22 protein-coding genes are annotated in these 23,656 nt (G+C 67.1%); 8 read left to right on the forward strand and 14 right to left on the reverse strand.

Annotated features, from left to right (window positions below; translation table 11 throughout):
* Window position 1: 1 nt before the first annotated feature.
* Window positions 2-901 carry a CheR family methyltransferase gene (locus tag RV045_RS08220; protein WP_423235299.1) on the forward strand — a complete coding sequence of 300 codons (900 nt, stop codon included), beginning with the start codon at window positions 2-4 and terminating at the stop codon, window positions 899-901.
* On the opposite strand, the gene dnaJ is transcribed toward RV045_RS08220, so the two are convergent.
* The 3 genes from dnaJ to grpE all read right to left on the reverse strand — a co-directional run bounded on the left by dnaJ (window position 894) and on the right by grpE (window position 4,796).
* Entirely contained in the window at window positions 894-2,048 is a 1,155-nt protein-coding gene (gene dnaJ, locus RV045_RS08225; RefSeq protein ID WP_423235300.1) for a molecular chaperone DnaJ, read from the reverse strand. The two genes, RV045_RS08220 and dnaJ, sit on opposite strands and share 8 nt — an antisense overlap.
* A gap of 122 nt (window positions 2,049-2,170) precedes the next feature.
* Complete coding sequence (gene dnaK, locus RV045_RS08230; RefSeq protein WP_423235301.1) at window positions 2,171-4,111, reverse strand: molecular chaperone DnaK; 1,941 nt, start codon at window positions 4,109-4,111, stop codon at window positions 2,171-2,173.
* Between the two features lie 112 nt (window positions 4,112-4,223).
* Window positions 4,224-4,796: a nucleotide exchange factor GrpE gene (gene grpE, locus RV045_RS08235; protein ID WP_423235302.1), complete on the reverse strand. Its 573-nt coding sequence runs from the start codon at window positions 4,794-4,796 to the stop codon at window positions 4,224-4,226.
* A gap of 157 nt (window positions 4,797-4,953) precedes the next feature.
* Between grpE and RV045_RS08240 the strand changes: the two genes are divergently transcribed.
* Window positions 4,954-6,111: a Y-family DNA polymerase gene (locus RV045_RS08240; RefSeq protein WP_423235324.1), complete on the forward strand. Its 1,158-nt coding sequence runs from the start codon at window positions 4,954-4,956 to the stop codon at window positions 6,109-6,111.
* Window positions 6,112-6,135: 24 nt separating this feature from the next.
* On the opposite strand, the gene RV045_RS08245 is transcribed toward RV045_RS08240, so the two are convergent.
* Both RV045_RS08245 and RV045_RS08250 read right to left on the reverse strand, forming a co-directional pair.
* Complete coding sequence (locus RV045_RS08245; RefSeq protein WP_423235303.1) at window positions 6,136-8,043, reverse strand: EAL domain-containing protein; 1,908 nt, start codon at window positions 8,041-8,043, stop codon at window positions 6,136-6,138.
* Window positions 8,044-8,082: 39 nt separating this feature from the next.
* The gene (locus RV045_RS08250; RefSeq protein ID WP_423235304.1) at window positions 8,083-8,787 is read right to left on the reverse strand and encodes a transglutaminase-like cysteine peptidase; all 705 of its coding nucleotides are present in this window, start codon (window positions 8,785-8,787) and stop codon (window positions 8,083-8,085) included.
* 480 nt (window positions 8,788-9,267) lie between these two features.
* Here RV045_RS08250 and RV045_RS08255 point away from each other — a divergent pair, with 480 nt between their 5' ends.
* The 3 genes from RV045_RS08255 (at window position 9,268) to RV045_RS08265 (ending at window position 13,857) form a co-directional block, all read left to right on the forward strand.
* Entirely contained in the window at window positions 9,268-11,082 is a 1,815-nt protein-coding gene (locus RV045_RS08255) for a TolC family outer membrane protein (RefSeq protein WP_423235305.1), read from the forward strand.
* 210 nt (window positions 11,083-11,292) lie between these two features.
* Window positions 11,293-12,381 carry a nuclear transport factor 2 family protein gene (locus RV045_RS08260; protein ID WP_423235306.1) on the forward strand — a complete coding sequence of 363 codons (1,089 nt, stop codon included), beginning with the start codon at window positions 11,293-11,295 and terminating at the stop codon, window positions 12,379-12,381.
* Between the two features lie 27 nt (window positions 12,382-12,408).
* Window positions 12,409-13,857 carry a L,D-transpeptidase family protein gene (locus tag RV045_RS08265; protein ID WP_423235307.1) on the forward strand — a complete coding sequence of 483 codons (1,449 nt, stop codon included), beginning with the start codon at window positions 12,409-12,411 and terminating at the stop codon, window positions 13,855-13,857.
* 85 nt (window positions 13,858-13,942) lie between these two features.
* On the opposite strand, the gene RV045_RS08270 is transcribed toward RV045_RS08265, so the two are convergent.
* The 7 genes from RV045_RS08270 to aroE form a co-directional block, all read right to left on the reverse strand.
* A complete protein-coding gene (locus RV045_RS08270) occupies window positions 13,943-14,989 on the reverse strand; it encodes a hypothetical protein (RefSeq protein ID WP_423235308.1) in 1,047 nt (348 codons plus the stop codon).
* Between the two features lie 186 nt (window positions 14,990-15,175).
* On the reverse strand, window positions 15,176-16,084 hold the full coding sequence (locus tag RV045_RS08275) for a 50S ribosomal protein L11 methyltransferase (RefSeq protein WP_423235309.1): 909 nt from the start codon (window positions 16,082-16,084) through the stop codon (window positions 15,176-15,178).
* A complete protein-coding gene (gene accC, locus RV045_RS08280; RefSeq protein ID WP_423235310.1) occupies window positions 16,084-17,433 on the reverse strand; it encodes an acetyl-CoA carboxylase biotin carboxylase subunit in 1,350 nt (449 codons plus the stop codon). The genes RV045_RS08275 and accC overlap by 1 nt, the downstream gene beginning before the upstream one ends.
* A gap of 3 nt (window positions 17,434-17,436) precedes the next feature.
* On the reverse strand, window positions 17,437-17,913 hold the full coding sequence (accB, locus tag RV045_RS08285) for an acetyl-CoA carboxylase biotin carboxyl carrier protein (protein WP_423235311.1): 477 nt from the start codon (window positions 17,911-17,913) through the stop codon (window positions 17,437-17,439).
* A gap of 199 nt (window positions 17,914-18,112) precedes the next feature.
* Window positions 18,113-18,760 carry a hypothetical protein gene (locus tag RV045_RS08290; RefSeq protein WP_423235312.1) on the reverse strand — a complete coding sequence of 216 codons (648 nt, stop codon included), beginning with the start codon at window positions 18,758-18,760 and terminating at the stop codon, window positions 18,113-18,115.
* Window positions 18,761-18,782: 22 nt separating this feature from the next.
* Window positions 18,783-19,571 (reverse strand): transglycosylase domain-containing protein, encoded by a 789-nt coding sequence (locus RV045_RS08295; RefSeq protein WP_423235313.1) that lies wholly within the window; start codon window positions 19,569-19,571, stop codon window positions 18,783-18,785.
* On the reverse strand, window positions 19,568-20,437 hold the full coding sequence (gene aroE / locus RV045_RS08300) for a shikimate dehydrogenase (protein ID WP_423235314.1): 870 nt from the start codon (window positions 20,435-20,437) through the stop codon (window positions 19,568-19,570). Before aroE ends, RV045_RS08295 begins: the two co-directional genes overlap by 4 nt.
* A gap of 50 nt (window positions 20,438-20,487) precedes the next feature.
* On the opposite strand from aroE, the gene RV045_RS08305 reads away from it, so the two are divergent.
* On the forward strand, window positions 20,488-21,438 hold the full coding sequence (locus tag RV045_RS08305; protein ID WP_423235315.1) for a pyridoxal-phosphate dependent enzyme: 951 nt from the start codon (window positions 20,488-20,490) through the stop codon (window positions 21,436-21,438).
* Here the strand turns inward: RV045_RS08305 and RV045_RS08310 are convergent.
* Entirely contained in the window at window positions 21,425-21,634 is a 210-nt protein-coding gene (locus tag RV045_RS08310) for a BrnA antitoxin family protein (protein WP_423235316.1), read from the reverse strand. The genes RV045_RS08305 and RV045_RS08310 overlap by 14 nt on opposite strands.
* Before the next feature lie 9 nt (window positions 21,635-21,643).
* On the reverse strand, window positions 21,644-21,871 hold the full coding sequence (locus RV045_RS08315; RefSeq protein ID WP_423235325.1) for a BrnT family toxin: 228 nt from the start codon (window positions 21,869-21,871) through the stop codon (window positions 21,644-21,646).
* Window positions 21,872-21,942: 71 nt separating this feature from the next.
* Here RV045_RS08315 and cobO point away from each other — a divergent pair, with 71 nt between their 5' ends.
* The gene (gene cobO, locus RV045_RS08320) at window positions 21,943-22,512 is read left to right on the forward strand and encodes a cob(I)yrinic acid a,c-diamide adenosyltransferase (RefSeq protein ID WP_423235317.1); all 570 of its coding nucleotides are present in this window, start codon (window positions 21,943-21,945) and stop codon (window positions 22,510-22,512) included.
* Window positions 22,513-22,518: 6 nt separating this feature from the next.
* Complete coding sequence (gene cbiB, locus RV045_RS08325; protein ID WP_423235318.1) at window positions 22,519-23,649, forward strand: adenosylcobinamide-phosphate synthase CbiB; 1,131 nt, start codon at window positions 22,519-22,521, stop codon at window positions 23,647-23,649.
* Window positions 23,650-23,656: the final 7 nt, after the last annotated feature.

A 23,656-nucleotide genomic window follows, 5' to 3' on the forward strand; every position in this document is an offset into this window, starting at 1 on the left:
CGTGGCCGCCATCCCCGCTGCCGCTCCTGGCCACGGCCCTGCAGGGGCTGTACGCGGTGCGCTGAGCGACGCCGAGTTCACGCAGTTCCGGCGCTTTCTGTACGAGGCTACGGGCATCAGCCTGGCGTCGACCAAGAAGGCGCTGGTGTTCGGGCGGCTATCGCGGCGGCTGCAGGCCTGCGGGCTGACGCGCTACAGCGACTACCTGCGCCTGCTGCAGGGTGGCAAGCACCCCGGCGAGGTGCAGATGGCGATTGATCTGCTGACCACCAACGAGACGTATTTCTTCCGCGAGCCGCGCCACTTCGAGCAGTTGCGTCTGCTGGCGCAGCAGCACGCGGGCGCGACGCCCTTCCGGGTGTGGAGCGCCGCGTGCTCCAGCGGCGAAGAGGTCTACACCATCGCCATGGTGCTGGCCGACACGCTGGGCGAGCGGCCCTTTGAGGTGCTGGGCACCGACATCAGCCAGCGCATGCTGGAGCGCGCGCGCACCGGCCACTACAGCCAGTTTCGTGCGCGACACATTCCGCCGCAGTACCTGAAACGCTTCTGTCTCAAAGGCCACGCCGAGCAGGCCGCCACCATCCTGATCAGCCGCGCGCTGCGCAGCCGGGTGCGCTTTGCGCCCGTCAACCTCAACGCCGCGCTGCCCCGGCTGGGGCCGTTTGACGCCATCTTCCTGCGCAACGTGATGATTTACTTCACCGACGACACCAAACGCGCGGTGATCGCGCGCGTGCTGCAGCAGCTCAAGCCCGGCGGCCACCTGTTTGTCGGGCACTCCGAGAGCCTGCTGGGGCTGTCGGCCGAGCTGGCGCACGCCGGGCCCGCGCAGTACCGACGCATCCGGGCCCAGGAGGCGCCGCCACGCGGCCTGCCGGGCCTGGCGCGGGTCACTTGAACAGGTCTTTGACCCCGTCCTTCACCTTTTCCGCCCAGCTTTTGCCGCCCGGCGAGTGACGGTCGCCGCCGCCGCGAAAGGATTCATCCAGCTCCTGCAGCAGCTCGCGCTGGCGCTCGGTCAGCTTGACGGGCGTCTCGACCATGATGTGGCAGTACAGATCACCCGGGACGCTGGAGCGCAGGCCCTTGATGCCCTTGCCGCGCAGTCGGAAGGTCTTGCCGTGCTGCGTGCCTTCGGGCAGATCGATCTCGGCCTTGCCCGCCAGCGTGGGCACCTCGATGCCGCCGCCCAGCGCGGCCAGCGTCATGGGCACGGGGACGCGGCAATGCAGATCGTCGCCGTCGCGCTCGAAAATCTCGTGCGGCTTGATGCGGATCTCGATGTAGAGATCGCCCGGCGGGCCGCCGTTGGTGCCGGGCTCGCCATTGCCGCTGGAGCGGATGCGCATGCCCTCGTTGATCCCGGCCGGAATCTTGACCTCCAGCGTTTTCTGCTTCTTGACCTTGCCCGCCCCGCCGCAGGTGCCGCAGGGGTTGGCGATGGTCTTGCCCGAGCCGTGGCACTTGGGGCAGGTCTGCTGGATGCTGAAAAAGCCCTGGCGCAGGTGCACCGTGCCGCTGCCGCTGCAGGTGCCGCAGGTGCTGGAACTGGTGCCCGGCTTGGCGCCACTGCCGTGGCAGGTTTCGCACTCGTCCCAGCTGGGCACGCGGATCTGTGTGTCCTTGCCCGCCGCCGCTTCTTCCAGGGTGATTTCCATGGCGTAGGACAGGTCCGAGCCGCGGTAAACCTGCGGCCCGCCGCGCCGTCCGCCGCCGCCTGCGGCCTGGCCGAAGATGTCGCCAAAAATGTCGCCAAAGGCTTCGGCGAAACCGCCGCCGCCCGCGAAACCGCCCGGCCCGCCGCCCATGCTGGGGTCGACCCCGGCGTGGCCGTACTGGTCGTAGGCCGCGCGCTTTTGCGGATCGGACAGGATCTCGTAGGCTTCCTTGATTTCCTTGAACTTCTCTTCCGCCTGCTTGGCCTTGTCCCCCTGGTTGCGGTCAGGGTGGTGCTTCATCGCCAGCTTGCGGTAGGCTTTTTTGATGTCGTCGTCACTGGCGTTCTTGGGCACACCCAGCGACTGGTAAAAATCCGGCTTGGCCATGGTAGTGGCTCCCTCCATCAGCAAGAAAAGGGTATGCCCTGCGGCATACCCCTGGAAAAGACCTTATCTCGGCCGGTTGGCGCCCGCATTTCGGGCGGGCGCCAGCAGCCCTGGGGCCGGTCTCACTTGCTGTCTTTGACTTCGGTGAAATCGGCGTCGACCACGTCGTCCGCCTTGCCCTCGGACTTGGCCGCGCCAGCGCCAGGGGCGGCCGCCTGGCCTTCGGCAGCCGCAGCGGCCTGCGCCTGGGCGTAGACCTTCTCGCCCAGCTTCTGGCTGGCCGTGGCCAGGGCCTCGGTTTTGGCGTCGATGTCGTCCTTGTCCTCGCCCTTGGCGGCCGTGTCCAGATCGGCGATGGCCTTCTCGATGGCGGCCTTCTCGTCGTCAGACAGCGTGCTGCCGTGCTCGGACAGGCTCTTCTTCACCGAATTGACCAGCGCCTCGGCCTGGTTGCGGGCCTGGACCAGCTCGACCTTCTTCTTGTCCTCGGCGGCGTTCAGCTCGGCGTCTTTGACCATGCGCTGGATTTCGTCCTCGGACAGGCCGGAGTTGGCCTTGATGGTGATCTTGTTCTCCTTGCCGGTGCCCTTGTCCTTGGCCGACACGTGCAGGATGCCGTTGGCGTCGATGTCAAACGTGACCTCGATCTGCGGCGTGCCACGCGGCGCGGGCGGGATGCCTTCCAGGTTGAACTCGCCCAGCATCTTGTTGGCCGAAGCCAGCTCGCGCTCGCCCTGGAACACCTTGATCGTCACCGCCGGCTGGTTGTCGTCGGCCGTGGAGTAGACCTGCGCGAACTTGGTCGGGATGGTCGTGTTCTTCTGGATCATCTTGGTCATCACGCCACCCAGGGTTTCGATGCCCAGCGACAGCGGCGTCACGTCCAGCAGCAGCACGTCGGTGCGGTCACCGCCCAGGACCTGGCCCTGGATGGCGGCGCCCACGGCAACGGCTTCGTCGGGGTTGACGTCGCGGCGCGGCTCCTGGCCGAAGTAGGCCTTGACGGTGTCCTGCACCTTGGGCATGCGCGTCATGCCGCCGACCAGGATCACGTCGTTGATGTCGCTGACCTTGACGCCCGCGTCACGGATGGCGGCCTTGCACGGCTCGATGGTGCGCTGCACCAGATCGTCCACCAGGCTTTCCAGCTTGGCGCGGCTGAGCTTGATGTTCAGGTGCTTGGGGCCGGAGGCATCGGCGGTGATGTAAGGCAGGTTGATGTCGGTCTGCGAGTTGCTGGACAGCTCGATCTTGGCCTTTTCGGCGGCTTCTTTCAGGCGCTGCAGGGCCAGAACGTCCTTGGTCAGGTCAACGCCGCTTTCCTTTTTGAACTCGGCAATGACGTGGTCGATGATGCGCTGGTCGAAATCTTCGCCGCCCAGGAAGGTGTCGCCGTTGGTCGACAGCACTTCGAACTGCATTTCGCCGTCCACGTCGGCGATCTCGATGATGGAGATGTCAAACGTGCCACCGCCCAGGTCGTACACGGCGATCTTGCGGTCGCCCTTGCCGTGCTTGTCCAGGCCGAAGGCCAGAGCGGCTGCGGTGGGCTCGTTGATGATGCGCTTGACGTCCAGACCGGCGATGCGGCCAGCGTCCTTGGTGGCCTGGCGCTGGCTGTCGTTGAAGTAGGCGGGCACGGTGATGACGGCCTCGGTCACTTCTTCGCCCAGGTAATCCTCGGCGGTTTTCTTCATTTTGCGCAGCACTTCGGCGCTGATCTGCGGCGGGGCCAGCTTCTTGCCGCGCACTTCCACCCAGGCGTCGCCGTTGTCGGCCGCGCTGATGGTGAAGGGCATCAGGTCGATGTCTTTCTGGACTTCTTTTTCGGCGAACTTGCGACCGATCAGGCGCTTGACCGCATAGAGCGTGTTGCGCGGGTTGGTGACGGCCTGACGCTTGGCCGATGCGCCGACCAGAATCTCGCCGTCTTCCTGGTACGCAATGATGGACGGCGTGGTGCGCGCGCCTTCGCTGTTCTCGATGACTTTGGTGTTTTTGCCTTCCAGCACAGCCACGCAGGAGTTGGTGGTGCCCAGGTCAATACCGATGATTTTTCCCATGATGTTCAATGCTCCGGATGAGTGAGGTGGGCTGCCGGGGAATCCGTCAGCGCCGATGGTCAGATAGATGGGGGGTGTGGGCGGGATTTCAAGAGGTCGGCTTGCGCGGACTTCACTTCGGCGCCGTCACCGTCACCAGCGCGGGACGCAGGATGCGGTCGAACAGGCGGTAGCCCTTTTGCAGCACGGTGACCACGGTGTTGGCCTCCTGGTCGGCGGGGACCATGGAGATGGCCTGGTGGCTGTGCGGATCGAACTTCTCGCCCGCGCCGGGGTTGATCTCGGCGACCTTGCTGGATTCCAGCGCGGACTGCAGCTGGCGCAGCGTGGCGTGCACGCCCTGCAGCACCTGCTCGGCGGTGCCGGCCTCGGTGGCCAGCGCGGCTTCCAGGCTGTCTTTGACGGGCAGCAGGCTGCTGGCGAAGCTCTCGACGGCGAACTTGCGCGCCTTGCTGCTTTCTTCCTCGCTGCGGCGGCGGATGTTTTCGGTTTCGGCCTTGGCGCGCAGGTAGGCCTCGGACATTTCAGCGTACTTGGCCTGCAGTTCGGCCAGCGCCTGCGCCGGGTCGAGCGCGGCCTCGGCGGCGGCGGCAGCGCCGGGTGCTGCGGCGCTGTCCTGGGACGCCGTCGTGGCGTCCGGATCGAGGCTGTCCTGCTGGGGCGGCATATCGTGGGTTGAGGTCATGCGAAACTCTCCTTCTCGTGATGAGGCAATGTCAGCGCATGTGGGTGCGCGCCGCGACAATTCAAGAACCATGGCCGAACTTTTTTCACCGCTGCAGACCCCGCCTGCCCTGCTGCAGGGCGGTACGCTGGCGCGGCGCTACATCGCGCATCTGGACATGGACGCGTTTTTTGCCTCGGTCGAACTGCTGCGTTATCCCGAACTGCGCGACCTGCCGGTGGTCGTGGGCGGCGGGCGCGACCGCCAGCCCGTGCTGCAGGGCGACGGCACGCGCGATTTCGCCCGCCTGCGCGATTACACCGGGCGCGGTGTGGTCACCACATCGACCTATGCGGCGCGGCGCCTGGGCGTGTTCTCCGCCATGGGGATGATGAAGGCGGCCAAACTCGCGCCCGACGCCATCGTCCTGCCGCCCGATTTCGACGCCTACCGCGAACTCTCACGCCGCTTCAAGGCCGCCGTGGCCGACTGGACCCCAGCCATCGAAGACCGGGGCATCGACGAGATCTACATCGACCTGGGCGAGCTGGTCCACGAGCGCCTGGCGCGCAGCGGCGGCAGCGCCCGTGACGCCGCGCTGGCCATTGCTCAGGGCATCAAGGACGCCGTGCGCCTGGCCACAGGCCTGAGCTGCTCGATGTCGGTGGCGCCCAACAAGCTGCTGGCCAAAATCGGCTCGGAACTCGACAAGCCCGACGGCCTGACCTGGCTGGACTGGAGCGATCTGCCCGCGCGCATCTGGCCGCTGGCGGTGCGCAGCATCAACGGCATCGGGCCGCGTGCGGGCGAGCGTCTGGCGCTTCTCGGGCTGGACACCGTGGGCGCGCTGGCCCACGCCGACCCAGCCGTCCTGCAGAAGCATTTCGGGGCACATCAGTCGGCCTGGCTGCTGGCGGCGGCCAATGGCGTGGACGAGCGCCCGGTGCAGAGCCACAGCGAGCCGCGCTCGGTCAGCCGCGAAACCACCTTTGAGCACGACCTGCACCCGCGCCGCGACCGCGCCCGCCTCAGCGACATCTTCACCCGCCTGTGCGAGCGCGTCGCGCAGGATCTGGCGCGCAAGGGCTACGCCGGGCGCACCATAGGCATCAAGCTGAGGTTTGACGATTTCAGCACCGTCACGCGCGACACCACGCTGGACGCGGCCACCCGCGATGCAGCCCGTATCCGTCAGGCGGCCACCGCCTGCCTGCGCCGCGTGCCGCTGGAGCGCCGCCTGCGGTTGCTGGGCGTGCGCGTCGGCGCGCTGGAGCCCAGTCAGGCCGCACCCAGCCGCCCGCGCCCTGTGCAACTGGAGCTGCCGCTGGAGGATTGAGTCGCTCCGCCCCAATCCGCCCGGTCACCCCTTCACCTGCACCGCCGGCCCGGTGATGCCATCAAAGCCGCACTGCCAGATCAGGGCGATGTCCTCGGCGTGCGTCACGCCTTCTGCGATCACCGTCACGCCACCCGAGCGCAGCCAGCGCACGGTACTGGCGAGCTGTTCGCGGCGGGTCAGGTCTTCGGCGATGTCCTTGACCTGGCTGCCATCCATTTTGATGTAATCCAGCCCGATTTCCAGCAGACCGTCGACCTTCAGCAGCGCTTCGCCCGCGTGCTCCAGGCCGACGTGCACGCCCAGCTCCCGCGTCTGCGTCACCAGCTGGCGCAGCACGCTCAGGTGGGTCTGGGTGACCTGTTCGCCGACCTCGAACCACAGCTTCTTCACCACCGGTTTGCCAAAGCCCTGCAGCACGCCGATCAGGGTCGACACGAAATTGCTGTCGTTGAAAGTGACCGGCGCGATATTGACCGCGCGCTCGATGCCGTCCGCCGCAATCGCCTGCAGCGAAGTGCGCACCGCCAGCAGGTCGATCGCCGACAGCAGCTGCGCGCGCTGCGCAAAGTGCAGCCAGCGCGCGGCCGGCAGGAATGCGCCGCCCTCTTCGACCTGCAGGCGCAGCGGGCACTCCAGGTGCAGGAGCTGGCCCTGCGGGTTGATGACCGGGTATTCGACCAGCTGCATGCGCTGCTCACGCACCGCCAGCACCAGGCCGTCGCGCCACTGGCCTTCGCCCATGACAGGCTCCTGCAGCGAATGCACGTGCTCCTGCGCAAACAGACCCTTGCGCTCGGCCTTGGCCAGCGCCTCGTCGACCGTGGCCATCAGCACCGAAATCGGCATGCCGTGGTGCCAGCTGGCCACCCCGCAGACCACCGCGCTGGATTCATCCAGCTCGGCAAAGCGCTCGCGCAGTTCGGACAGCAGGTGGTCGGCGAAGTGCTGGATGCTGTCCAGGCTGGAGCAGCTCAGCGCGAAATCGGTGCCATTCAGGCGCCCCAGGCGAACGCCCTGCAGATCGCAGGCGCTGGTCTGCAGCGTGGTGGCGATGCTGGAAATGATCTCGTTGGTCTTGTGATAGCCCACGCGGCGATTGATTTCAGCCAGATCCAGTAGACGCACCAGCATCAGGTAGCCACTGTCGGCGCCGTCCTCACGCTCCAGCGAGGCGCGCAGGTCAGCGAAGAAGCTGACGCGGTTCCACAACCCAGTCAGCGGGTCGCACTGCGCCTGCTGACGCAGCTTTTCCAGCTGCACGGCCTGGTCGGCAAACATGGTGCGCACGCGGTCCACCATGTCGTTCATGGCGACGGTGACACGCCGCAGCTCGGGCACGGCGGGCTCTTCCACGGTGATGAAGCGCCGCTGCATGATGGCCTCGGCCTGGCCCACCGTGGCGTCCAGCGGACGGCGGATGCGACGCACCACCACCCAGGCCAGCGCCCCGGTCAGCAGCGCCACCAGCAGCGAAATCACAAAACTGCGCCGGGTCGATTGCCACAGCTCGGCCTGGGCAAAACCCGACTGACTGACCACGGTGAGCTGCCCCAGCTGCGCCCAGCCGCTGGACACCTGCGACAGCCCCGGCGCCGCGCGCACTACGGCCAGACGGCTGAACCACTGCGGCACGCCATCCACCCGCGTCGGCGCCTGGCGCTCGATCACCGAGCCGTCCGACATTTTCAGCACGATGCGCTCATAGTTGCCGGTATCGAACTGGCTGGAAATCGACAGCTCGATGGCCACGCGGTCGCCCCCCAGTCCGCCCAGCGTCAGCGACAGTGACTGCGCCATGTCGTTGTTTTTCTGGGTCAGCTGGTCCTGCAGATAGCTGTGTATCGAGTTGAGCGATACCGCAAAGCTGCCCCCGAAAGCCAACAGGACCGAGACCAGGCACAGCAACCAGATCTGACGGATCAATGACATGATGAATATCCTTTTACTGGGTGCCTTGCCTGGCCCCCGTCAGAAAACAAAGCCTTCGCCTTTGACCTTTTCCAGCAGATCGCGCCAGGGCGACAGCCGCGCCGCCGCGTTGCCCTGGCTGGACCCGCTGACCCCCTGCCACAGCCCCTGCGTGTTGAAACTGAACACCGGCACCAGATCGCGCCGCTGCGAAGCGGGTTTGACGGCGTTGTCCAGAATATCCAGAATCAACGGGTCGGTGGTCGTGGGCGTGGCGTAATAGGCCAGAATCATGTGCGCAATGGGTTTGGGTGACCCCGCCATCGTGGCCCGGACATACACAAAACGGAGTTTCTCGGGCGACATTCCCATCTGCAGCAGGGTGAAGTATTTGGCTATCACATAATCTTCGCAATCGCCATACCCCCGTTTGAAAGTTTCAAAAGGCGAGGCCCAGTAATCCACCTTGCCCCAGACCTCCAGATCATCGCCATACTGGATATTCTGATTGAAAAAGTTGTTGACACGGTTTAGCGCATCCAGATCGTTGCCCGGCTGCACGGCGTCGGTGGCGCGTTTGAGGCTCTGCAGCAGGGTCACCACCGCAGGGCCAGCCTCGCGCGCGGCGCGCTCCATGGGCGCCGGAATCTCGAAAGCCTGCAGGCTCCAGGCCAGCACCGAGCCTGCAAGGACAGCCGCAAGCCCCCGCCAGCGCCGGGCCATGCGCTGGCGCAGGTGTGCCGGAGACTGGCCTGCTTCCCTCATGCTGTTTGTGACCGTATTTGAATTGCACGACGCCCCAGAAGGCCGGACCGCCCATGGCACCCCGTCCTGCTCAGACACTGGAATCAGCGTACATGCGCTTCCAGCGGACCAAACGCGCGAAAAGACCAGCAAAGCGGGGCCAGGCCCAAGGTCCGGCCCCGGACAGATGGCTGGACCGCCGTGGCTGATTCAGCCGTCAGCCCAGCGTCAAGGCATGTAAACAAAAAACAACAGCCCTCCCGCATAGTGCCCTGAATCCTCTTCAGCCTGGGTCACAAGACCCTTCATCAGGGGTCAGACCAACATGTCCCGGCGGGGATTTGCAGGCACAATGTCTCTACTTTCCTGAGAAGCCTCAATCAGAGGCCGTTTTCAACCCCATTTGCGGAACAGACACACACTATGAATCTGCGTCACGTCCTTCTTTCTTCTGTTCGTCCTCTGGCCCTGAGCGCAATGGCTCTCGCCTGCGGTACCGCAATGGCCCAGCAGGCTGGCACCGCGCAGTCCACGCCGCTGGGAGCGGCCGTGCAAAAAGCTCTGGAAACCAATCCTTCGGTCACGGCCAGCTTCCACGCCCTGAAAGCGGCCCTGGAAGACGTCAACGTGGCCAGCGCAGCCAACCTGCCGCGCTTGGGCCTGAAGGCCGACGCCCTGCTGTCGGGCAACCGCGCTACTGCGCAGTACAACTCCAAATGGGCCCGCAGCGGCGGCCTGAGCGCCACCCTGTCTGCCAGCCAGCTGCTGTGGGACGGCTCGGTGCGCAATGACGTGATCCGCGCCGGTCACGGCAAGCTGCAGAAGTACTTCGAATTCTTTCAGGCTTCCGAAGACGCGGCTTTCGAAGCGGCCCGCGCCTACATCGACGTGGCCCGCTACCGCCAGCTGGTCCAGCTGGCCCAGGACAACTACAACCAGCATAAGTACGCGTTTGACCAGACCACGTCGCGCGCCAAGGCCGGTGTGGGCCGCGGTGTGGACGCCGAGCAGGCTGCTGCCCGTCTGGCCCTGGCCGAATCCAACCTGGTGACCGAGCGCGCCAACCTGCACGATGTGTCCGAGCGCTATCGCCGCGTCATCGGCGAGCTGCCGCCCGCCGACATGCCGATTCCCGCCCAGATGGGTCGCCAGCTGCCCGCCAGCGCCGGTGCCATGCTGCAGGCCACGGCCCTGAGCTCGCCCAACGTGGCGGCTGCCATCGAAAACGTCCGCGCCGTGCGCGCCCAGGTGGCTTCGGCCGAATCGGGCAATGCGCCGACGCTGTCGCTGATCGGCCAAGCCGGTGGCTCTGCCACCAAGTACCAGAACGCCGACCAGATCACCAACCTGAGCAACGGCATCACCTCCGGCGTGAACAAGTCGGCCAACGTCCAGGGCGGCGTTGAGCTGAACTGGAACCTGCTCAACCCGACCAGCACCGCCAACGCCCGCAAGTACAGCCAGCTGCTGAACCAGGCCATGGATCTGCGTGACAGCGCCTGCCGCGACGCCCGCCAGAATGCCTCGGTCGCCTACAACGATGTGCTCAAGCTGCGCCAGCAGCTCGCCTACCTGGACAACAACGTCCAGGCCATCACCCGCGCCCGCAATGCCTACCGCCAGCAGTTCGACATCGGCCAGCGCAGCCTGCTGGACCTGCTGAACGGCGAAAACGAGCTCTACACCGCCCGCCGCGAATTTGCCAACGCCCAGTTTGATCTGGACGCCGCGCAGCTCAAGGCCTACGCTTCGATGGGCCGTCTGGTGAACGCGCTGAACGTCAACCGCCTGAACACCGCAGGCTGGGTGGATGAAGTCAACACATGGACCGCCGGTCAGGATGCCGCCACACGCTGCCCGATCGATGCCAACCCCGCAGGCCTGGACAGCGCAGCCAAGGATCCGGTGATGGTGAATACCGCTGGCCCGACGCCGGTACCGACCACCCCGCTGCCGACCAGTCCGGCTCCGGCCGTTGCTGGCAATGCCGCCGTTGAACAGGCCGCCCGCGACTGGGCTGCCGCATGGTCCAGCAAGAACTTCGCCAGCTACGCCGGGTTCTATGCCACCAACTTTGTGCCGGCTGGCTCCAGCAAGGCCGCCTGGGCCAACCAGCGCCGCGCTGCACTGTCCAAGCCGGGCAACATCACGGTGACGCTGAACAGCCTGACCAGCCGCGCGCTGCCCAACAACCTGGTGGAAACCTCGTTCGAGCAGCGCTACTCCTCGTCGAACTACAACGATTCGACCCGTAAAGTGCTGGTGTGGGTGCAGCAGAACGGTCAGTGGAAGATCCTGCGCGAATCCAACCGCTGATCCCACCGGTCCGGGGCGGCACCCTGTCCGCCCCCGTTTCCACGCAGCGCCGGCCTGACGTTTTCCGGGTCGGCGCTGCTTTTTGTGCCCTCCCCCTGCGACAGAAGTCCGCAGGCAGTATGGCCGCTTCGCGCCCGCAAAATCACCCGGTGACTCAGGCATTCACGCTAGAATCGGCGGCCAATTCCTGAATCTTCCCCCGCACAAACCATGACTTCTGCCCGACCGAACGTCCGTCCGTCCCGCCTGTTCAGGCACCTTGCTGCTGCCGCACTGGTCGGCAGTCTTGGCGGACTGCTATCGTCCCCCGCCTGGGGCCAGGAGCAGGAGATCCAGAAGCTGATGCAGCAGGGCCAGAACAGCGAAGCGCTGGCGCTGGTCGATCAGGCTCTGGCCAAGACGCCGGGCGACAACGCCATGCGCTTTCGCCGGGGCGTGCTGCTGACCCTGATGGAGCGCCGCACCGAGGCGCTGGCCACCTTCGAGAAGCTGGCCAAGGACGTGCCCAATTCGCCCATGCCCTGGAACAACATCGCCACCATCCTGGCGTCGCAGGGCGAGTACGACAAAGCGCGCACCGCACTGGAAAAGGCCATCCGCACGAATCCGGCCTACGCCACCGCGTACCAGAATCTGGGCGATATTTATGCCCAGCTGGCCAGCCAGGCCTACTCCAAGGCGCTGCAGATCAACGGCAAGAACGACAAGATTCCCCCGAAGCTGGCGCTGCTGCGCGAGCTCAATGGCGACGGCGCTGCTGCAGTCACACCAGCGGTCAAGCCGGTGACGGTAGCCAGCGCGGCTGCCGCACCTGCTTCAGCCGCCCCGGCCGCACCCGCTACTGCTGCTCCGGCGGCGCCAGCGAAGCCCGAAACCAAACCCGTGGCCAAACCGGCAGAGGCTGCCGCTCCTGCGGCCAAACCCGCTGCGGCTGAGGCGCCCGCCGCGCCCAAGCCCGCCGCCACGAGCCCGGCCGATGTGGAAGCGGCCCTGAAAGCCTGGGCTCAGGCTTGGGCTGACAAGAACATGAGCGCCTACCTGGGCGCCTACACCCCTGATTTCCGGGGCTCCTACAGCTCGCGCGCAGCGTGGGAAAAAGACCGCCGCGACCGCATCGTCGGCAAGAAAAACATCAGCGTCGCGCTGTCCGGGTTCAGCACCCGCATCAACGGCAGCGAAGCGCAGGTGTCCTTCACCCAACAGTACCGGGCTCCCGGCCTGAACTCGACCTCGCGCAAGTCCATCCGCATGCAGCAGCAGGGCGGACGCTGGCTGATCAGCGACGAGAGCGGCCGCTGACCCTTGCATCCTCCCTCTGACATGCCCATGCATCGCATCGCCTTACGTCGCAGTCTGCTCAGCGTTTCCACCCTGGCCGTTTTTGTGGGCCTGGGCGTGTGGCTGGGTTCGGGGGGAGAAGAAGCCCGGGCCAGCACCCCGGCCCCCAAAGCGCTGGGCACGGCGGTCAGCGCGGCGCTCAAGGCCCGTGCAGGCAGCGCACCCTCTTCGTCCGGGGCCTCGCGCCTGCTGCTGGACGACAGCGGCAACGGCAACCCGCTGCTGGATCTGGAGGTTGGCGGCCAGCATCCCGAGGACCAGCTGGTCCAGATTTACCAGCTGCTTTTTCAGGGCCAGCTGGACAAGGCCATCGCGGCCAACGAGCACCTGCTCGCCGAGCAGCCCAATTTTGATCTGGCCCGCCTGACCTGGGCGGACCTGCTGACCATCCGCAGCGGCCAGCTGCAGGCGCTGGGCGATCCGGCCACGCCCAGCCAGGACAAGCGCCTGACCGAACTGCGCACCGAAGCGCACAAACGCGTGCAAAGCCTGCTCGATCGTCCGGCCGCCGATCAGGTGCCCGAACAGATCGTCGCCCTGCCCGCCTCGGTGCCTTATGTGATCGCGCTGGACGCCAGCCGCAACCGCATCTATCTGTACAAGAACACGCCCTCCGGGCCGCAGCGTGTGATGGATTTCTACGCCTCGGTCGGCAAGGACGGCATCAGCAAATCGGTTGAAGGTGACCAGCGCACGCCACTGGGCGTCTACTTCACTCAATACCACATGGACCGCAACACGGTCTCGCAGCTGGGCAGTATTTACGGCTCCGGCGCGATGCCGCTGAACTACCCCAATACCTACGATCGCATGCTGCAGCGCACCGGCAGTGGCATCTGGCTGCACGGCGTGCCCTTCACCACCTTCTCGCGGGCGCCGCAGGCGACCGACGGCTGCGTGGCCATGGCCAACGACGACCTGCAGGCGCTGATGAGCGCCGTGCCGCGCAGCACACCAGTCATCCTGAGCAAAGCGCTGCACTGGGTCAAGGCGGGAACGCCGTCCGAGCGCCGCGCTGAATTCCTCGCCACTTGGGACCGCTGGGCGGCCAGCCGCATCAAGGCCACGCAGGGCGATCTGGCCAGCGCGCCCGAAGCCATCCGCAAGGCCGCGCAGGCCCTGCCAGAGGACAGCAGCAGCGACAGCTTCTACATCGCCTCCAGCCAGGGCGGCAGCGGACCCATGCCCGACGATCTGGGCACGCGCGACAATTTCGACCGCGGCCGCTTCGTCGAGCGCCCGCTGCAGGGCCCGCAGCACGTCAGCCAGATCAGCGATCTGAGCGTGTTCAGCTGGGAAGGCGCCAAGGCGCCGACCATGGTGACCACCTTCACCGAACGCGATTCGTCCAGCCGCCAGACGCGCACGAAGCGCCAGTACTGGGAGAAAACCGCCCAAGGCCAGTGGCAGATTCGTGCCGAAGTCAATCTAGGCTGAGGCCCGGACCCGCCTCAGGGTCACTTCCGAAAGACAAAACCCCGGTCCTGCCGGGGTTTGCTTTTTGCGCAGCCGCCTGTGGGCGTCAGGCTGGGGCGTCGGCCGTGTCCTTGTCCTGCAGCGCCTCTGCGGGCAGCGGCTGCTCGGCCCACAGCGCATCGCCATCGACCGAGGTCGAATTGAAGTAGACCACGCTGGGCACAAAAGTGCGGCGGCTGCGTGGCTTCTTGCGCAGCACCGCGTTGGGCGCCGGGCTGAGCGTCATCAGCGCGGAGCCAAACACCTCGTCGGTGTCCGGATCGCTGGCGAAGACCTCCATTTCCGCCCAGTCGGACGGAATGTCCTCCGACGGATAGGAGCGCGGCGGGCGCACGTTGATGCGCACGGCCTGCCCGGCAAACACCAGGCGGTGGGCGCGGATGTGCGCCTTCTGCACCTGGTAAAACGCTCGCCCGATGGACAGCGCATCCTGCGCCGTCAGCCCCAGGCCCAGCGCGAAGTAGTAACCGGCCGCCTGCGAGAGCGTGTGCATCAGGATGGCGACAGGCAGGCAGGGGTAATCGTCGAAATGCCCGGCGCAGTCGGCGGGCTCCACGGGGCCAAAATAGGCCTCCATGCCATTGGCATCCAGCGCGCTGACGCGCAGCGGGGCGTTGTCAAGATAGGGGTTGCGCGTGCTGGGCGGCGTCGGGCAATGGTGGGCGCGGTACAGCTTCTGGAAGACGGCCGGGCGCAGCACCTTGTAATCGACATCCAGCTGGAAAAGCGCCTGACCCTGGCCGTTGCACAGCTCGGCGGTGGCGCTGGCGTCGCGGGCCGTCAGGTGACGGGCGCGGGCGCGGGCCTGCAGCGGGCCACGCACTGCGGATTCACTGGCCGGCAGCCGCACCAGCGTGGCCTCCTGCGCCAGATAAAAAAAACGGCCCGTTTCGGCCTGCATCTGCGCCAGCGCGCAGGACCCCAGAATGGCCAGATGCCGCCCGACTTCGGCCGATGCCATCAGCGATTCCTCGCCGCCCCGGTTCTGCTCCGGCGCGATCGGCGCAACGACCTGATCGCCCTCGCTGGCCAGCGTTTCAAACGCGAAATAAGGCGGAGTGACCTCGATTCGGGAAAACAGATCGACATTCATCGCGGGATCCTGCTGTGCTGCGGCGTCTTTTCCTGATCGGCTTATCAGGAAATATGCTGAGGCAAATTTTAGGAAAAATTTCACAGAAATCGGCGATAAATCGAAAATCTATTCCCTTTTATTTCGAGATTTTGATATGAATTTTTCAGATCGCATCTTTCGAGATGCGGCCTCCGCCCAGCGTGCTCAGTCCCTGAGCGATCCAGTGAGCAGAACCCAGCCGTCCAGCGTGTCTTCGGCGACCAGATCCATCCACGGCGCGTAAGCGGCCTGCAGCTCGGCGGTCTGGCGCTCCAGGATGCCGGCCAGCACCAGACGCCCGCCGGGCGCCACGCGGCCACACAGCAGCGGCGCGAGCAGCTTGAGCGGCGAGGCCAGGATGTTGGCCAGCACCACCGGGTAGCGCTGGCCGGGGGTGAGAATGTCCGGACCGCCCGCGCGCACCGCCACGCCGTTGGCGGCGGCGTTGTCCTGCGTGGCCTGCCAGGCGGCGGGGTCGATGTCCACGCCGTCCAGCAGACGCTCCTGCCCGCTGGCCTGGGCCAGCAGGCCCGCACCGATGGCCAGAATGCCGGAGCCGCAGCCGTAGTCGAGCAGCGCGCCGGGGTGATCCGTGCCGCTTCGGGCCAGCCAGCGCAGGCACATCAGCGTAGTCGGGTGGCTGCCGGTGCCAAAAGCCAGCCCGGGGTCCAGGCGCAACAGCGTCTGTGCACCGTCTGGGGCATCGGACCAGCTGGGCGTGACCCAGAAGCTGGGCGTGACCTGAACCGGCTGGAACTGCGCCTGCGACAGCCGCACCCAGTCGTTGTCGGGCAGCAGGTCGATCCCGATCAGGCGCACGTCCGGAAACTGCGCCAGCACCCACGCGGCGGCAGCCTGCGCATCGGCTTCGGTGTCAAAGAGCGCCTCCAGCGCCGACAGCGCCCAGCCGGGCGCAGGCGCGGGCATATCGGGCTCGCCGAAGAGCGCGATTTCGCTCTCGCTGTCGGCCTGCGCGTCGATGACCGAGACCGACAGCGCGTCCAGATCGTCCATCAGCGCGTCGCCGACAGGCTCGACCAGCGATTCGGCCAGCTGCAGGGTCAACGTGTGCATCAGCGCTTGCGCTGGGCCAGCCAGCCTTCCAGGTAGTGGATGCTGGTGCCGCCTTCGGCAAAAGCCGGGTCGGCCATCAGCTCGCGGTGCAGCGGAATGTTGGTGTTGATGCCCTCGATCACCGTTTCTTCCAGCGCCATGCGCATTTTGGCCAGCGCGGCGGCGCGCGTGTCGGCGTGCACGATGATCTTGGCGATCATGGAATCGTAGTGCGGCGGCACGTAATACTCGCTGTAGATGTGCGTGTCCACGCGCACGCCCGGGCCGCCAGGCGGGTGCCAGCCCTGGATCAGGCCCGGCGAGGGGATGAACTTGTACGGGTCTTCGGCGTTGACGCGGCACTCGATGGAATGCCCGCGCTGAACGATGTCCTTCTGCGTGAAGGACAGCTTTTCGCCCGCCGCGACGCGAATCTGCGTCTGCACGATGTCGATGCCGGTGACGCATTCGGTGACCGGGTGCTCGACCTGAACGCGTGTGTTCATCTCGATGAAATAGAACTCGCCGTTCTCGAACAGGAACTCGAATGTGCCCGCGCCCACATAACCCATCTTGCGGCAGGCGTCGGCGCAGCGCTGACCGATTTTCTCGATCAGCTTGCGCGGGATGCCCGGCGACGGCGCTTCTTCGATCACCTTCTGGTGGCGGCGCTGCATGGAGCAGTCGCGGTCGCCCAGCCACACCGCATTGCGGTGCTTGTCGGCCATGATCTGGATCTCGATGTGGCGCGGGTTCTGCAGGAATTTTTCCAGGTAGACCGCCGGGTTGCCGAAAGCGGCGCCCGCCTCGGCGCGTGTGGTCTGCACGGCGTTGATCAGCGCAGCCTCGGTGTGCACGACGCGCATCCCGCGACCGCCGCCGCCGCCCGCCGCCTTGATGATGACGGGGAAGCCGACCTCGCGGGCGATGCGCGTGATCTCGACCGGATCGTCGGGCAGCGCGCCGCCCGAACCCGGCACGCAGGGCACGCCGGCCGCGATCATGGCCTGCTTGGCCGAAACCTTGTCGCCCATCAGGCGGATGTTCTCGGCGCTGGGCCCGATGAAGGTGAAGCCGCTGCGCTCGACGCGCTCGGCGAAATCGGCGTTCTCGGCCAGGAAACCGTAGCCGGGGTGAATGGCTTCGGCGTCGGAGACCTCGGCCGTGGCAATGATGGCCGGCATGTTGAGGTAGCTCTGCGCGGACGGCGCCGGGCCGATGCAGACGGCCTCGTCGGCGAGCTTGACGTACTTGGCGTCGCGGTCAGCCTCGGAGTACACCACCACCGACTGGATGCCCATTTCATGGCAGGCGCGCAGGATGCGCAGGGCGATTTCGCCGCGGTTGGCGATGAGGACTTTGCGGAACATGGCTTATTCCACCACGAACAGGGGTTGACCGTATTCGACGGCCTCGCCGTTTTCAACCAGCACCTGCTTGATGGTGCCGGTGAACTCGGATTCGATCTCGTTCATGATTTTCATGGCCTCGATGATGCAGACCCCCTCGCCCAGTTTGACACCGCTGCCGACCTGGACCATGGGCGGCGCGCCCGGACTGCCTGCGCGGTAGAAGGTGCCGACCATGGGCGATTTGATGATGTGGCCGGTGATGATGGGCACGCTCACCGGCGAATCCGCCAGCGAGACGCTGGACGGCGCTTCGCTGGGCGACACGGCGGCAGCCACTGGCGCAGCGGGGGCGGCCGCCACCATCATGGGCGCCGGAGCGGCGGCCACGGGGCTGCTTTTGACGATGCGCACCTTGCCCTCGGCTTCGGTGATTTCCAGTTCGGAGATGCCTGATTCGGACACGAGGTCGATCAGGGTTTTCAGTTTGCGCAGATCCATTGGTTTTCCCCAAAAAAGCAGAGGCCATGACATCGGGCACAATGCGCCAGACGCCAGCGGTCGCCGCAGTGCTGCGCACGGCCCGCCGACGCGGCCAAGGCCACTTCGTAATTTGGCGCAGTTTACGCGATTTCAGCGCGTATCCAGCCTTTTCGGCGCTTATCCCAGCAGAAACCCTCAATCCGAGGCGGCTGAAAACTCATTCAGGCTCCAGCAGATCAGCCAGTTCCTGCGGCGTACCGCGCCAGCGGCGGCCGCGCGTATCCGCCTTGAGCGCGCCGTGCAGGGCCTCGCGCGGCAGCAGATACAGGTAGAGCGAACTCATTTCCCGCCACGCGGGGACCGGCAGCGGCAGATGCAGCACCGGGTCGTGCGAGCGGCCGTCGCCCACCTGCTCCAGCGGCCAGCCCTGGTCCAGCAGCTGCATCTCGGCCAGCTTGGGGTCGTCACTGTAGATTTCGGCGTGCACGCAGGACAGGCGCGTCGCCGTGCCGCGCCAGACCGCGCCGCGCACATAAACCGCATCGAAGGGCAGGCGCTTCAGAAACGTCAGCGCGGCCTCGCGCAGGGCGCGCAGCTCCTGCGGCCAGGTGTCAGCGTGAAACAGCCGCAGGTGCGCGCGCACCGCGTCTTCCAGCGTTTCGGGGCTGGGCAGCAGGTGGGCGCGCACGCGCTCCAGCCCCAGGTCCTGCACCGCGCGGCGCCGGGCGGCGGCGTAATCCAGATCCTCATCGACGATGGCGGCGGCGGCGGCCTGCGCGATCTCGCGTGTCAGCGGGTCCAGATCAAACCACGCGGGCGGGAAATCGCCGTCGTCGGGGGCTGAAGGGAAAAAATCGTCGTTCATGCTGCTGTCCCGCGACTGCCGCTCAATCGCGCGGAATGGCGACCGCGCCGGAGCGCCGCGCAATCAGGCTCGCACGGCCCCGGATGAAGCCGCTGGCGATGTTCTGGCCGTAGCGCTTGGGCGAGGGCAGCAGCACGGCCAGCGTCGCGGCCTGCGCCAGGCTCAGGCTGGCGGCCGGACGGCCAAAATAATGCGGCGCGGCGGCCCCGGCGCCAAACACGCCATTGCCCCATTCCACCGAGTTCAGATAAATGTCCAGGATGCGCGATTTGTCCAGCAGCGCCTCGAGCATCAGCGCGATCACCAGCTCCTGCCCCTTGCGCAGGAAATTGCGCTCGCCCGACAGAAAGAGGTTCTTGGCCAGCTGCTGGGTGATGGTCGAGCCGCCCACCACCTTGGGCTCGACCGGGTCGGGCGCTGGCTTGTGGCGGCGTTCAGCGCTGGCCTGGCGGCGCTCGTTGAGGCGCTCGGTGCGCGCCTCGGCGGCCTGGTTGCGCTGCCAGGCCTGACGCAGCGCGGCCCACTCGACGCCGCCGTGGCTGACAAAACCGGCGTCTTCCGAGGCGATCACAGCGCGGCGCAGGTTGTCGGGCAGTTCGGCGTGGCCCAGGCGCTCCTGCGACCAGTGAAAAGGCAGCTGCGGATCCAAGGCGATGCGCGCCAGTTCGGTGCGCTGCACCGTGGTCGATGCGGGCAGCGAGACCCGCATCATCGCGATGCGCAGCGCGAAATAGCCCTGCAGCAGCAGACCGCCGACCAGCATCAGCAGCAGCCAGCGCAGCAGCAGGGTTCCGGGGCGGGCGAGCATCATGAAGGGCGGTCCACCAGCTCGCGCAGCGTGGCCAGCACCTGCGCGGCCGGGGGCCGCACGCCGTGCCAGACGGCAAAGGATTCCGCCGCCTGGCCCACCAGCATCCCCAGGCCATCGCGCGCCATGGCGCCGCCTGCGCAGGCCCAGTCCAGAAAAGACCGGGCGGCGGGGCCGTACATCATGTCCAGCGCCAGGCCCCCGGGGCGCAGCACGCGCGCGGGAACCGGCGCGCCCACCACCCCGGCCAGGCTGCTGCTGCTGCTGTTGATGACCACGTCATACGCCTCGCCCACATCGGCCGGCGCGCAGGCGGACAGCCGGGTCGATCCGGCCAGGTCGGCGTGCGAGGCCACGAGCGCGCGGGCACGCTCCAGCGTGCGGTTGACGACGACCAGCCCGGCGGGTTGCTGCTCCAGCAGCGGGCCCAGCACGCCACTGGCCGCGCCGCCCGCGCCAATCAGCAGCACCCGCTGCCCGACCAGCGCCACACCCGCGTTGACGGTGATGTCCCAGACCAGGCCCACGCCGTCGGTGTTGTCCGCTTCGATCTTGCCGTCGTCGGTGAAAGTCAGCGTGTTGGCCGCTCCGGCGCGACGTGCGCGCGGTGTCTCGCTGTGGCTGCTGGCCAGGGCGTCGAACTTGTAGGGCACGGTGACGTTGCAGCCGCGCAGGCCGTCGCGCCGCGCCTGGATCAACAGATGACGCCAGGCGGCGGGCCCGGCCTCGTGGCCATCGCGGCGGCCGTAATCCAGGGGAATGCCGGTGAGCCGTGCGAACTCGGCGTGGATCCAAGGCGAGCGGCTGTGCGCCACCGGGTGGCCCAGCACGGCAAACTGCGGCACTTCGTTGCGAGGGGACGGGGTCATGACAAGTGCGTGGACAAGTGCGTCAGGCCAGAAGACATAATCTGGCGATTATGCCGCTGCACATCGAAACCCCGCTGATCGAATCCCCGCTTCTGGGCGCGCCCGGGCGGCGCGTCTGGCTGAAGATGGAGGCCCTGCAGCCGCCGGGCTCTTTCAAGCTGCGTGGCGTGGGACTGGCCTGCGAGCACCACGCCCGGCGCGGGGCACGGCGGCTGGTGTCGTCGTCGGGCGGCAACGCCGGGCTGGCGGTGGCGTGGTCGGGGCGGGCGCTCGGCCTGCCGGTGACCGTCGTGGTGCCGCAGACCACGCCGCAGCGCGCGCTGCAGGCCCTGCGCGATCTGGGCGCCGAAGTGCAGGTGCACGGCGCCTCGTGGCAGGAAGCGCACAGCGCCGCGCTGGCGCTGATCACGGCAGATGCCGCCCTGATCCACCCTTTTGACGACCCTTTGCTGTGGCAGGGCCACGCCAGCCTGATCGCCGAGGCCGCTCGCCAGGGCCCGAAACCCGGCGCCGTCGTACTGTCGGTGGGCGGCGGCGGCCTGCTGGCGGGCGTGGTGCGCGGGCTGCAGGAGCAGGGCTGGCACGACGTGCCGGTGCTGGCCGTTGAAACCGAGGGCGCCGCATCGTTCCGCGCGGCCACGCTGGCGGGTCAGACGGTGGATATCGGCGCCATCACCTCGCGCGCGACGTCGCTGGGCGCGCGGCGCGTGTGCGAGCAGGCGCTGCGCTGCTGGCGCGAACACCCGGTACACAGCGTGCTGGTCAGCGACGCGCAGGCCATCGCCGCCAGCCTGCGCTTTGTCGATCAGCACCGCGTGGTCGTCGAGCCCGCCTGCGGCGCCAGCCTGGCCGTGCTGGCCCCGCAAGGCCCTCTACACCCGGTGCTGGCCCGCAGCCACGAGGTGCTGGCCATCGTCTGCGGCGGGGCGACGGCGGGTGTAGAGATGATGCGGGAATGGGCGGCTGAAGCCGGAGTTGCTGCGCCAGTCACTTCCAGCTGAGATCCAGCTTGCGGCGCTGCTCGGCGCAATCGCGCAGATAGAGGTTGATCAGACTCTGGTACGGAATCCCGACCTCGTCCGAAACCGACTTGAAGTAGTTGATGGCCTCTTCATCCAGCCGGATGGTGATCTGCTTTTTCAGCGCAGCAGCGTGGGGCTTGCGCCGCGCTTTGGAAAAATCGTATTCGTCGCGCATATCAGGTCTTCAAGGATAAAAACGGGCCTCTCGGGGGGTGGCTTTCCGGGCGGAAATGATGCAAATCGTGTCTCCCTGCAACCGGTAACAGTGACACACGACCAACCGTCTGAGCTGCCGACTCAGGCCAATCAGAACAAACCGCTCTTCATCGGCGGAGTGGTCAGGGTCATCCAGCCTACGATGTAGTTTTCGGTCAACGCCAAAACATCGGTTCGAAGGATGTTCGGCAGCCAGACACCGCGGTTCAGCCCCTCGCCTAAAATCCCGGCTTCACATTCCACATTCCCCTTGACTGGACCGCACGCATGGACATCGAACAGCCGCCCACCGAACGCCGCCATGACAAACCCAGCGGCGAGCGCCGGGGCCTGCTGATGGTCAACACCGGCGACGGCAAGGGCAAATCGACCGCCGCCTTTGGCCTGGCGCTGCGCGCGCACGGGCGCGGCAAAAAAGTGCACATCTATCAGTTCATGAAAGTGCCCAGCGCGCGCTTTGGCGAACACCGCATGTTCGAGCAGATCGGCGTGCCCATCGAGGGCCTGGGCGATGGCTTTTCCTGGAAAAGCCACGATCTGGAGCGCTCAGCGCAGCTCGCCCGCGACGGCTGGGCCCGCGCCCGCGACCTGATGCTGGCGGGCGAGCACTTCCTCGTCGTGATGGACGAAATCACCTACCCCATCCGCTTTGGCTGGATCCCCCTGCAGGAGGTGCTGGACGCGCTGGCCCAGCGCCCCGCGCAGACCACGGTGGTGCTGACCGGGCGCGATTGCCCGCAGGAGATCGTCGAGATCGCCGACACGGTGACCGAGATGCGCAAGATCAAGCACGCTTTCGACGCGGGCATCCCCGCGCAGCGCGGCATCGAGGACTGAGCGCCGATGCTGCTGCTCTCCTGGCTGCTGGGCGAGCAGGGCCTGACGCACCTGCGCCTGGGGCTGGGCTTTCTGGACGGACTGCTGCTGGGCGTGGTCGCGGCGCTGGCGCTGCTGCTGGCCTGGGCGCTGGACGCTCTGGGCGAGCCGCCCAACCGCTGGCACCCCGTCGCCTGGTTCGGCCACGCCGCCGCAGGGGTGGGCCGCCGCCTGCACGGCGATCGCGCGACTGTGCGATCCCCGATCCGGCAGCGTCTGCTGGGCGCGCTGGCCTGGTGGGCGCTGGTGCTGCCGCCCACGCTGCTGGCCGCCGCTCTGCAGATCGGCCTGATGCAGGCGCTGCTGGGTGCCGCCCGCAACGGCGTGTCGCCCGCCGCCGCGCTGGCCTGGATGGCCGGGACGGCGCTGGTGCTCGCGCTGCTGATCAAGCCCACGCTGGCCTGGCGCAGCCTGCGCGACCATGTGCAGCAGGTCGAAACGGCGCTGGCGCCCTCGCAGGATGACAGTCTGAGCCAGGGGCGCCAGGCGCTGGCGCACATCGTCAGCCGCGATGTCACGCAGCTCGACGCGCCGCAGGTGCGCGCTTCGGCGCTGCAGTCGCTGTCCGAGAACCTGAACGACGCCTGGGTGGCGCCGCTGCTGTGGCTGGCGCTGCTGGGTCTGCCCGGCGCGGTGCTCTACCGCTGCGCCAACACCCTGGACGCCATGTGGGGCTACCGCGATCACCGCCTGCACAGCGGCGCCTGGGCGGCGCGCAGCGACGACGTGCTCTCCTGGCTGCCCGCCCGCCTGACGGCCGTGCTGATCGCGCCGCGCATTGTCCTGCGCCGCTGGCCCGCGCTGCGCCGCGAGGCCGACCGCACGCCCTCGCCCAACGGCGGCTGGCCCATGGGCGCGCTGGCGCTGGCGCTGGATGTCCGCCTGGAAAAGCCCGGCAGCTACACGCTCAACCCCGAAGCCGCCCCGCCCCAGCCCGCCGACACCGCCCGCGCCATCGCCCGCTGCCAGCGCGCCGCGCAAGCCGCTGCAGCGCTGGCGCTGGCGGCGCAGATCGTCCTCGTCGTGTCCGGGCTGCCGGGCACCGTCAGCACGGTGTTCCAGACGCCCCCCGGGGTGGAACAGGCCGCGCCCCGATGACAGACCC

Source organism: Amphibiibacter pelophylacis (genome assembly GCF_037688875.1).
GTDB lineage: Bacteria > Pseudomonadota > Gammaproteobacteria > Burkholderiales > Burkholderiaceae_C > Amphibiibacter > Amphibiibacter pelophylacis.

Excerpts from the sequence above, each read along its gene's own strand:
- dnaJ (WP_423235300.1), bottom strand. The coding sequence starts at position 2,048 with ATGGCCAAGCCGGATTTTTACCAGTCGCTGGGTGTGCCCAAGAACGCC.
- dnaK (WP_423235301.1), bottom strand. The coding sequence starts at position 4,111 with ATGGGAAAAATCATCGGTATTGACCTGGGCACCACCAACTCCTGCGTG.
- grpE (WP_423235302.1), bottom strand. The coding sequence starts at position 4,796 with ATGACCTCAACCCACGATATGCCGCCCCAGCAGGACAGCCTCGATCCG.
- RV045_RS08240 (WP_423235324.1), top strand. The coding sequence starts at position 4,954 with ATGGACGCGTTTTTTGCCTCGGTCGAACTGCTGCGTTATCCCGAACTG.
- RV045_RS08245 (WP_423235303.1), bottom strand. The coding sequence starts at position 8,043 with ATGTCATTGATCCGTCAGATCTGGTTGCTGTGCCTGGTCTCGGTCCTG.
- RV045_RS08250 (WP_423235304.1), bottom strand. The coding sequence starts at position 8,787 with ATGAGGGAAGCAGGCCAGTCTCCGGCACACCTGCGCCAGCGCATGGCC.
- RV045_RS08255 (WP_423235305.1), top strand. The coding sequence starts at position 9,268 with ATGGCCCAGCAGGCTGGCACCGCGCAGTCCACGCCGCTGGGAGCGGCC.
- RV045_RS08260 (WP_423235306.1), top strand. The coding sequence starts at position 11,293 with ATGACTTCTGCCCGACCGAACGTCCGTCCGTCCCGCCTGTTCAGGCAC.
- RV045_RS08265 (WP_423235307.1), top strand. The coding sequence starts at position 12,409 with ATGCATCGCATCGCCTTACGTCGCAGTCTGCTCAGCGTTTCCACCCTG.
- RV045_RS08270 (WP_423235308.1), bottom strand. The coding sequence starts at position 14,989 with ATGAATGTCGATCTGTTTTCCCGAATCGAGGTCACTCCGCCTTATTTC.
- RV045_RS08275 (WP_423235309.1), bottom strand. The coding sequence starts at position 16,084 with ATGCACACGTTGACCCTGCAGCTGGCCGAATCGCTGGTCGAGCCTGTC.
- accC (WP_423235310.1), bottom strand. The coding sequence starts at position 17,433 with ATGTTCCGCAAAGTCCTCATCGCCAACCGCGGCGAAATCGCCCTGCGC.
- accB (WP_423235311.1), bottom strand. The coding sequence starts at position 17,913 with ATGGATCTGCGCAAACTGAAAACCCTGATCGACCTCGTGTCCGAATCA.
- RV045_RS08290 (WP_423235312.1), bottom strand. The coding sequence starts at position 18,760 with ATGAACGACGATTTTTTCCCTTCAGCCCCCGACGACGGCGATTTCCCG.
- RV045_RS08295 (WP_423235313.1), bottom strand. The coding sequence starts at position 19,571 with ATGATGCTCGCCCGCCCCGGAACCCTGCTGCTGCGCTGGCTGCTGCTG.
- aroE (WP_423235314.1), bottom strand. The coding sequence starts at position 20,437 with ATGACCCCGTCCCCTCGCAACGAAGTGCCGCAGTTTGCCGTGCTGGGC.
- RV045_RS08305 (WP_423235315.1), top strand. The coding sequence starts at position 20,488 with ATGCCGCTGCACATCGAAACCCCGCTGATCGAATCCCCGCTTCTGGGC.
- RV045_RS08310 (WP_423235316.1), bottom strand. The coding sequence starts at position 21,634 with ATGCGCGACGAATACGATTTTTCCAAAGCGCGGCGCAAGCCCCACGCT.
- cobO (WP_423235317.1), top strand. The coding sequence starts at position 21,943 with ATGGACATCGAACAGCCGCCCACCGAACGCCGCCATGACAAACCCAGC.
- cbiB (WP_423235318.1), top strand. The coding sequence starts at position 22,519 with ATGCTGCTGCTCTCCTGGCTGCTGGGCGAGCAGGGCCTGACGCACCTG.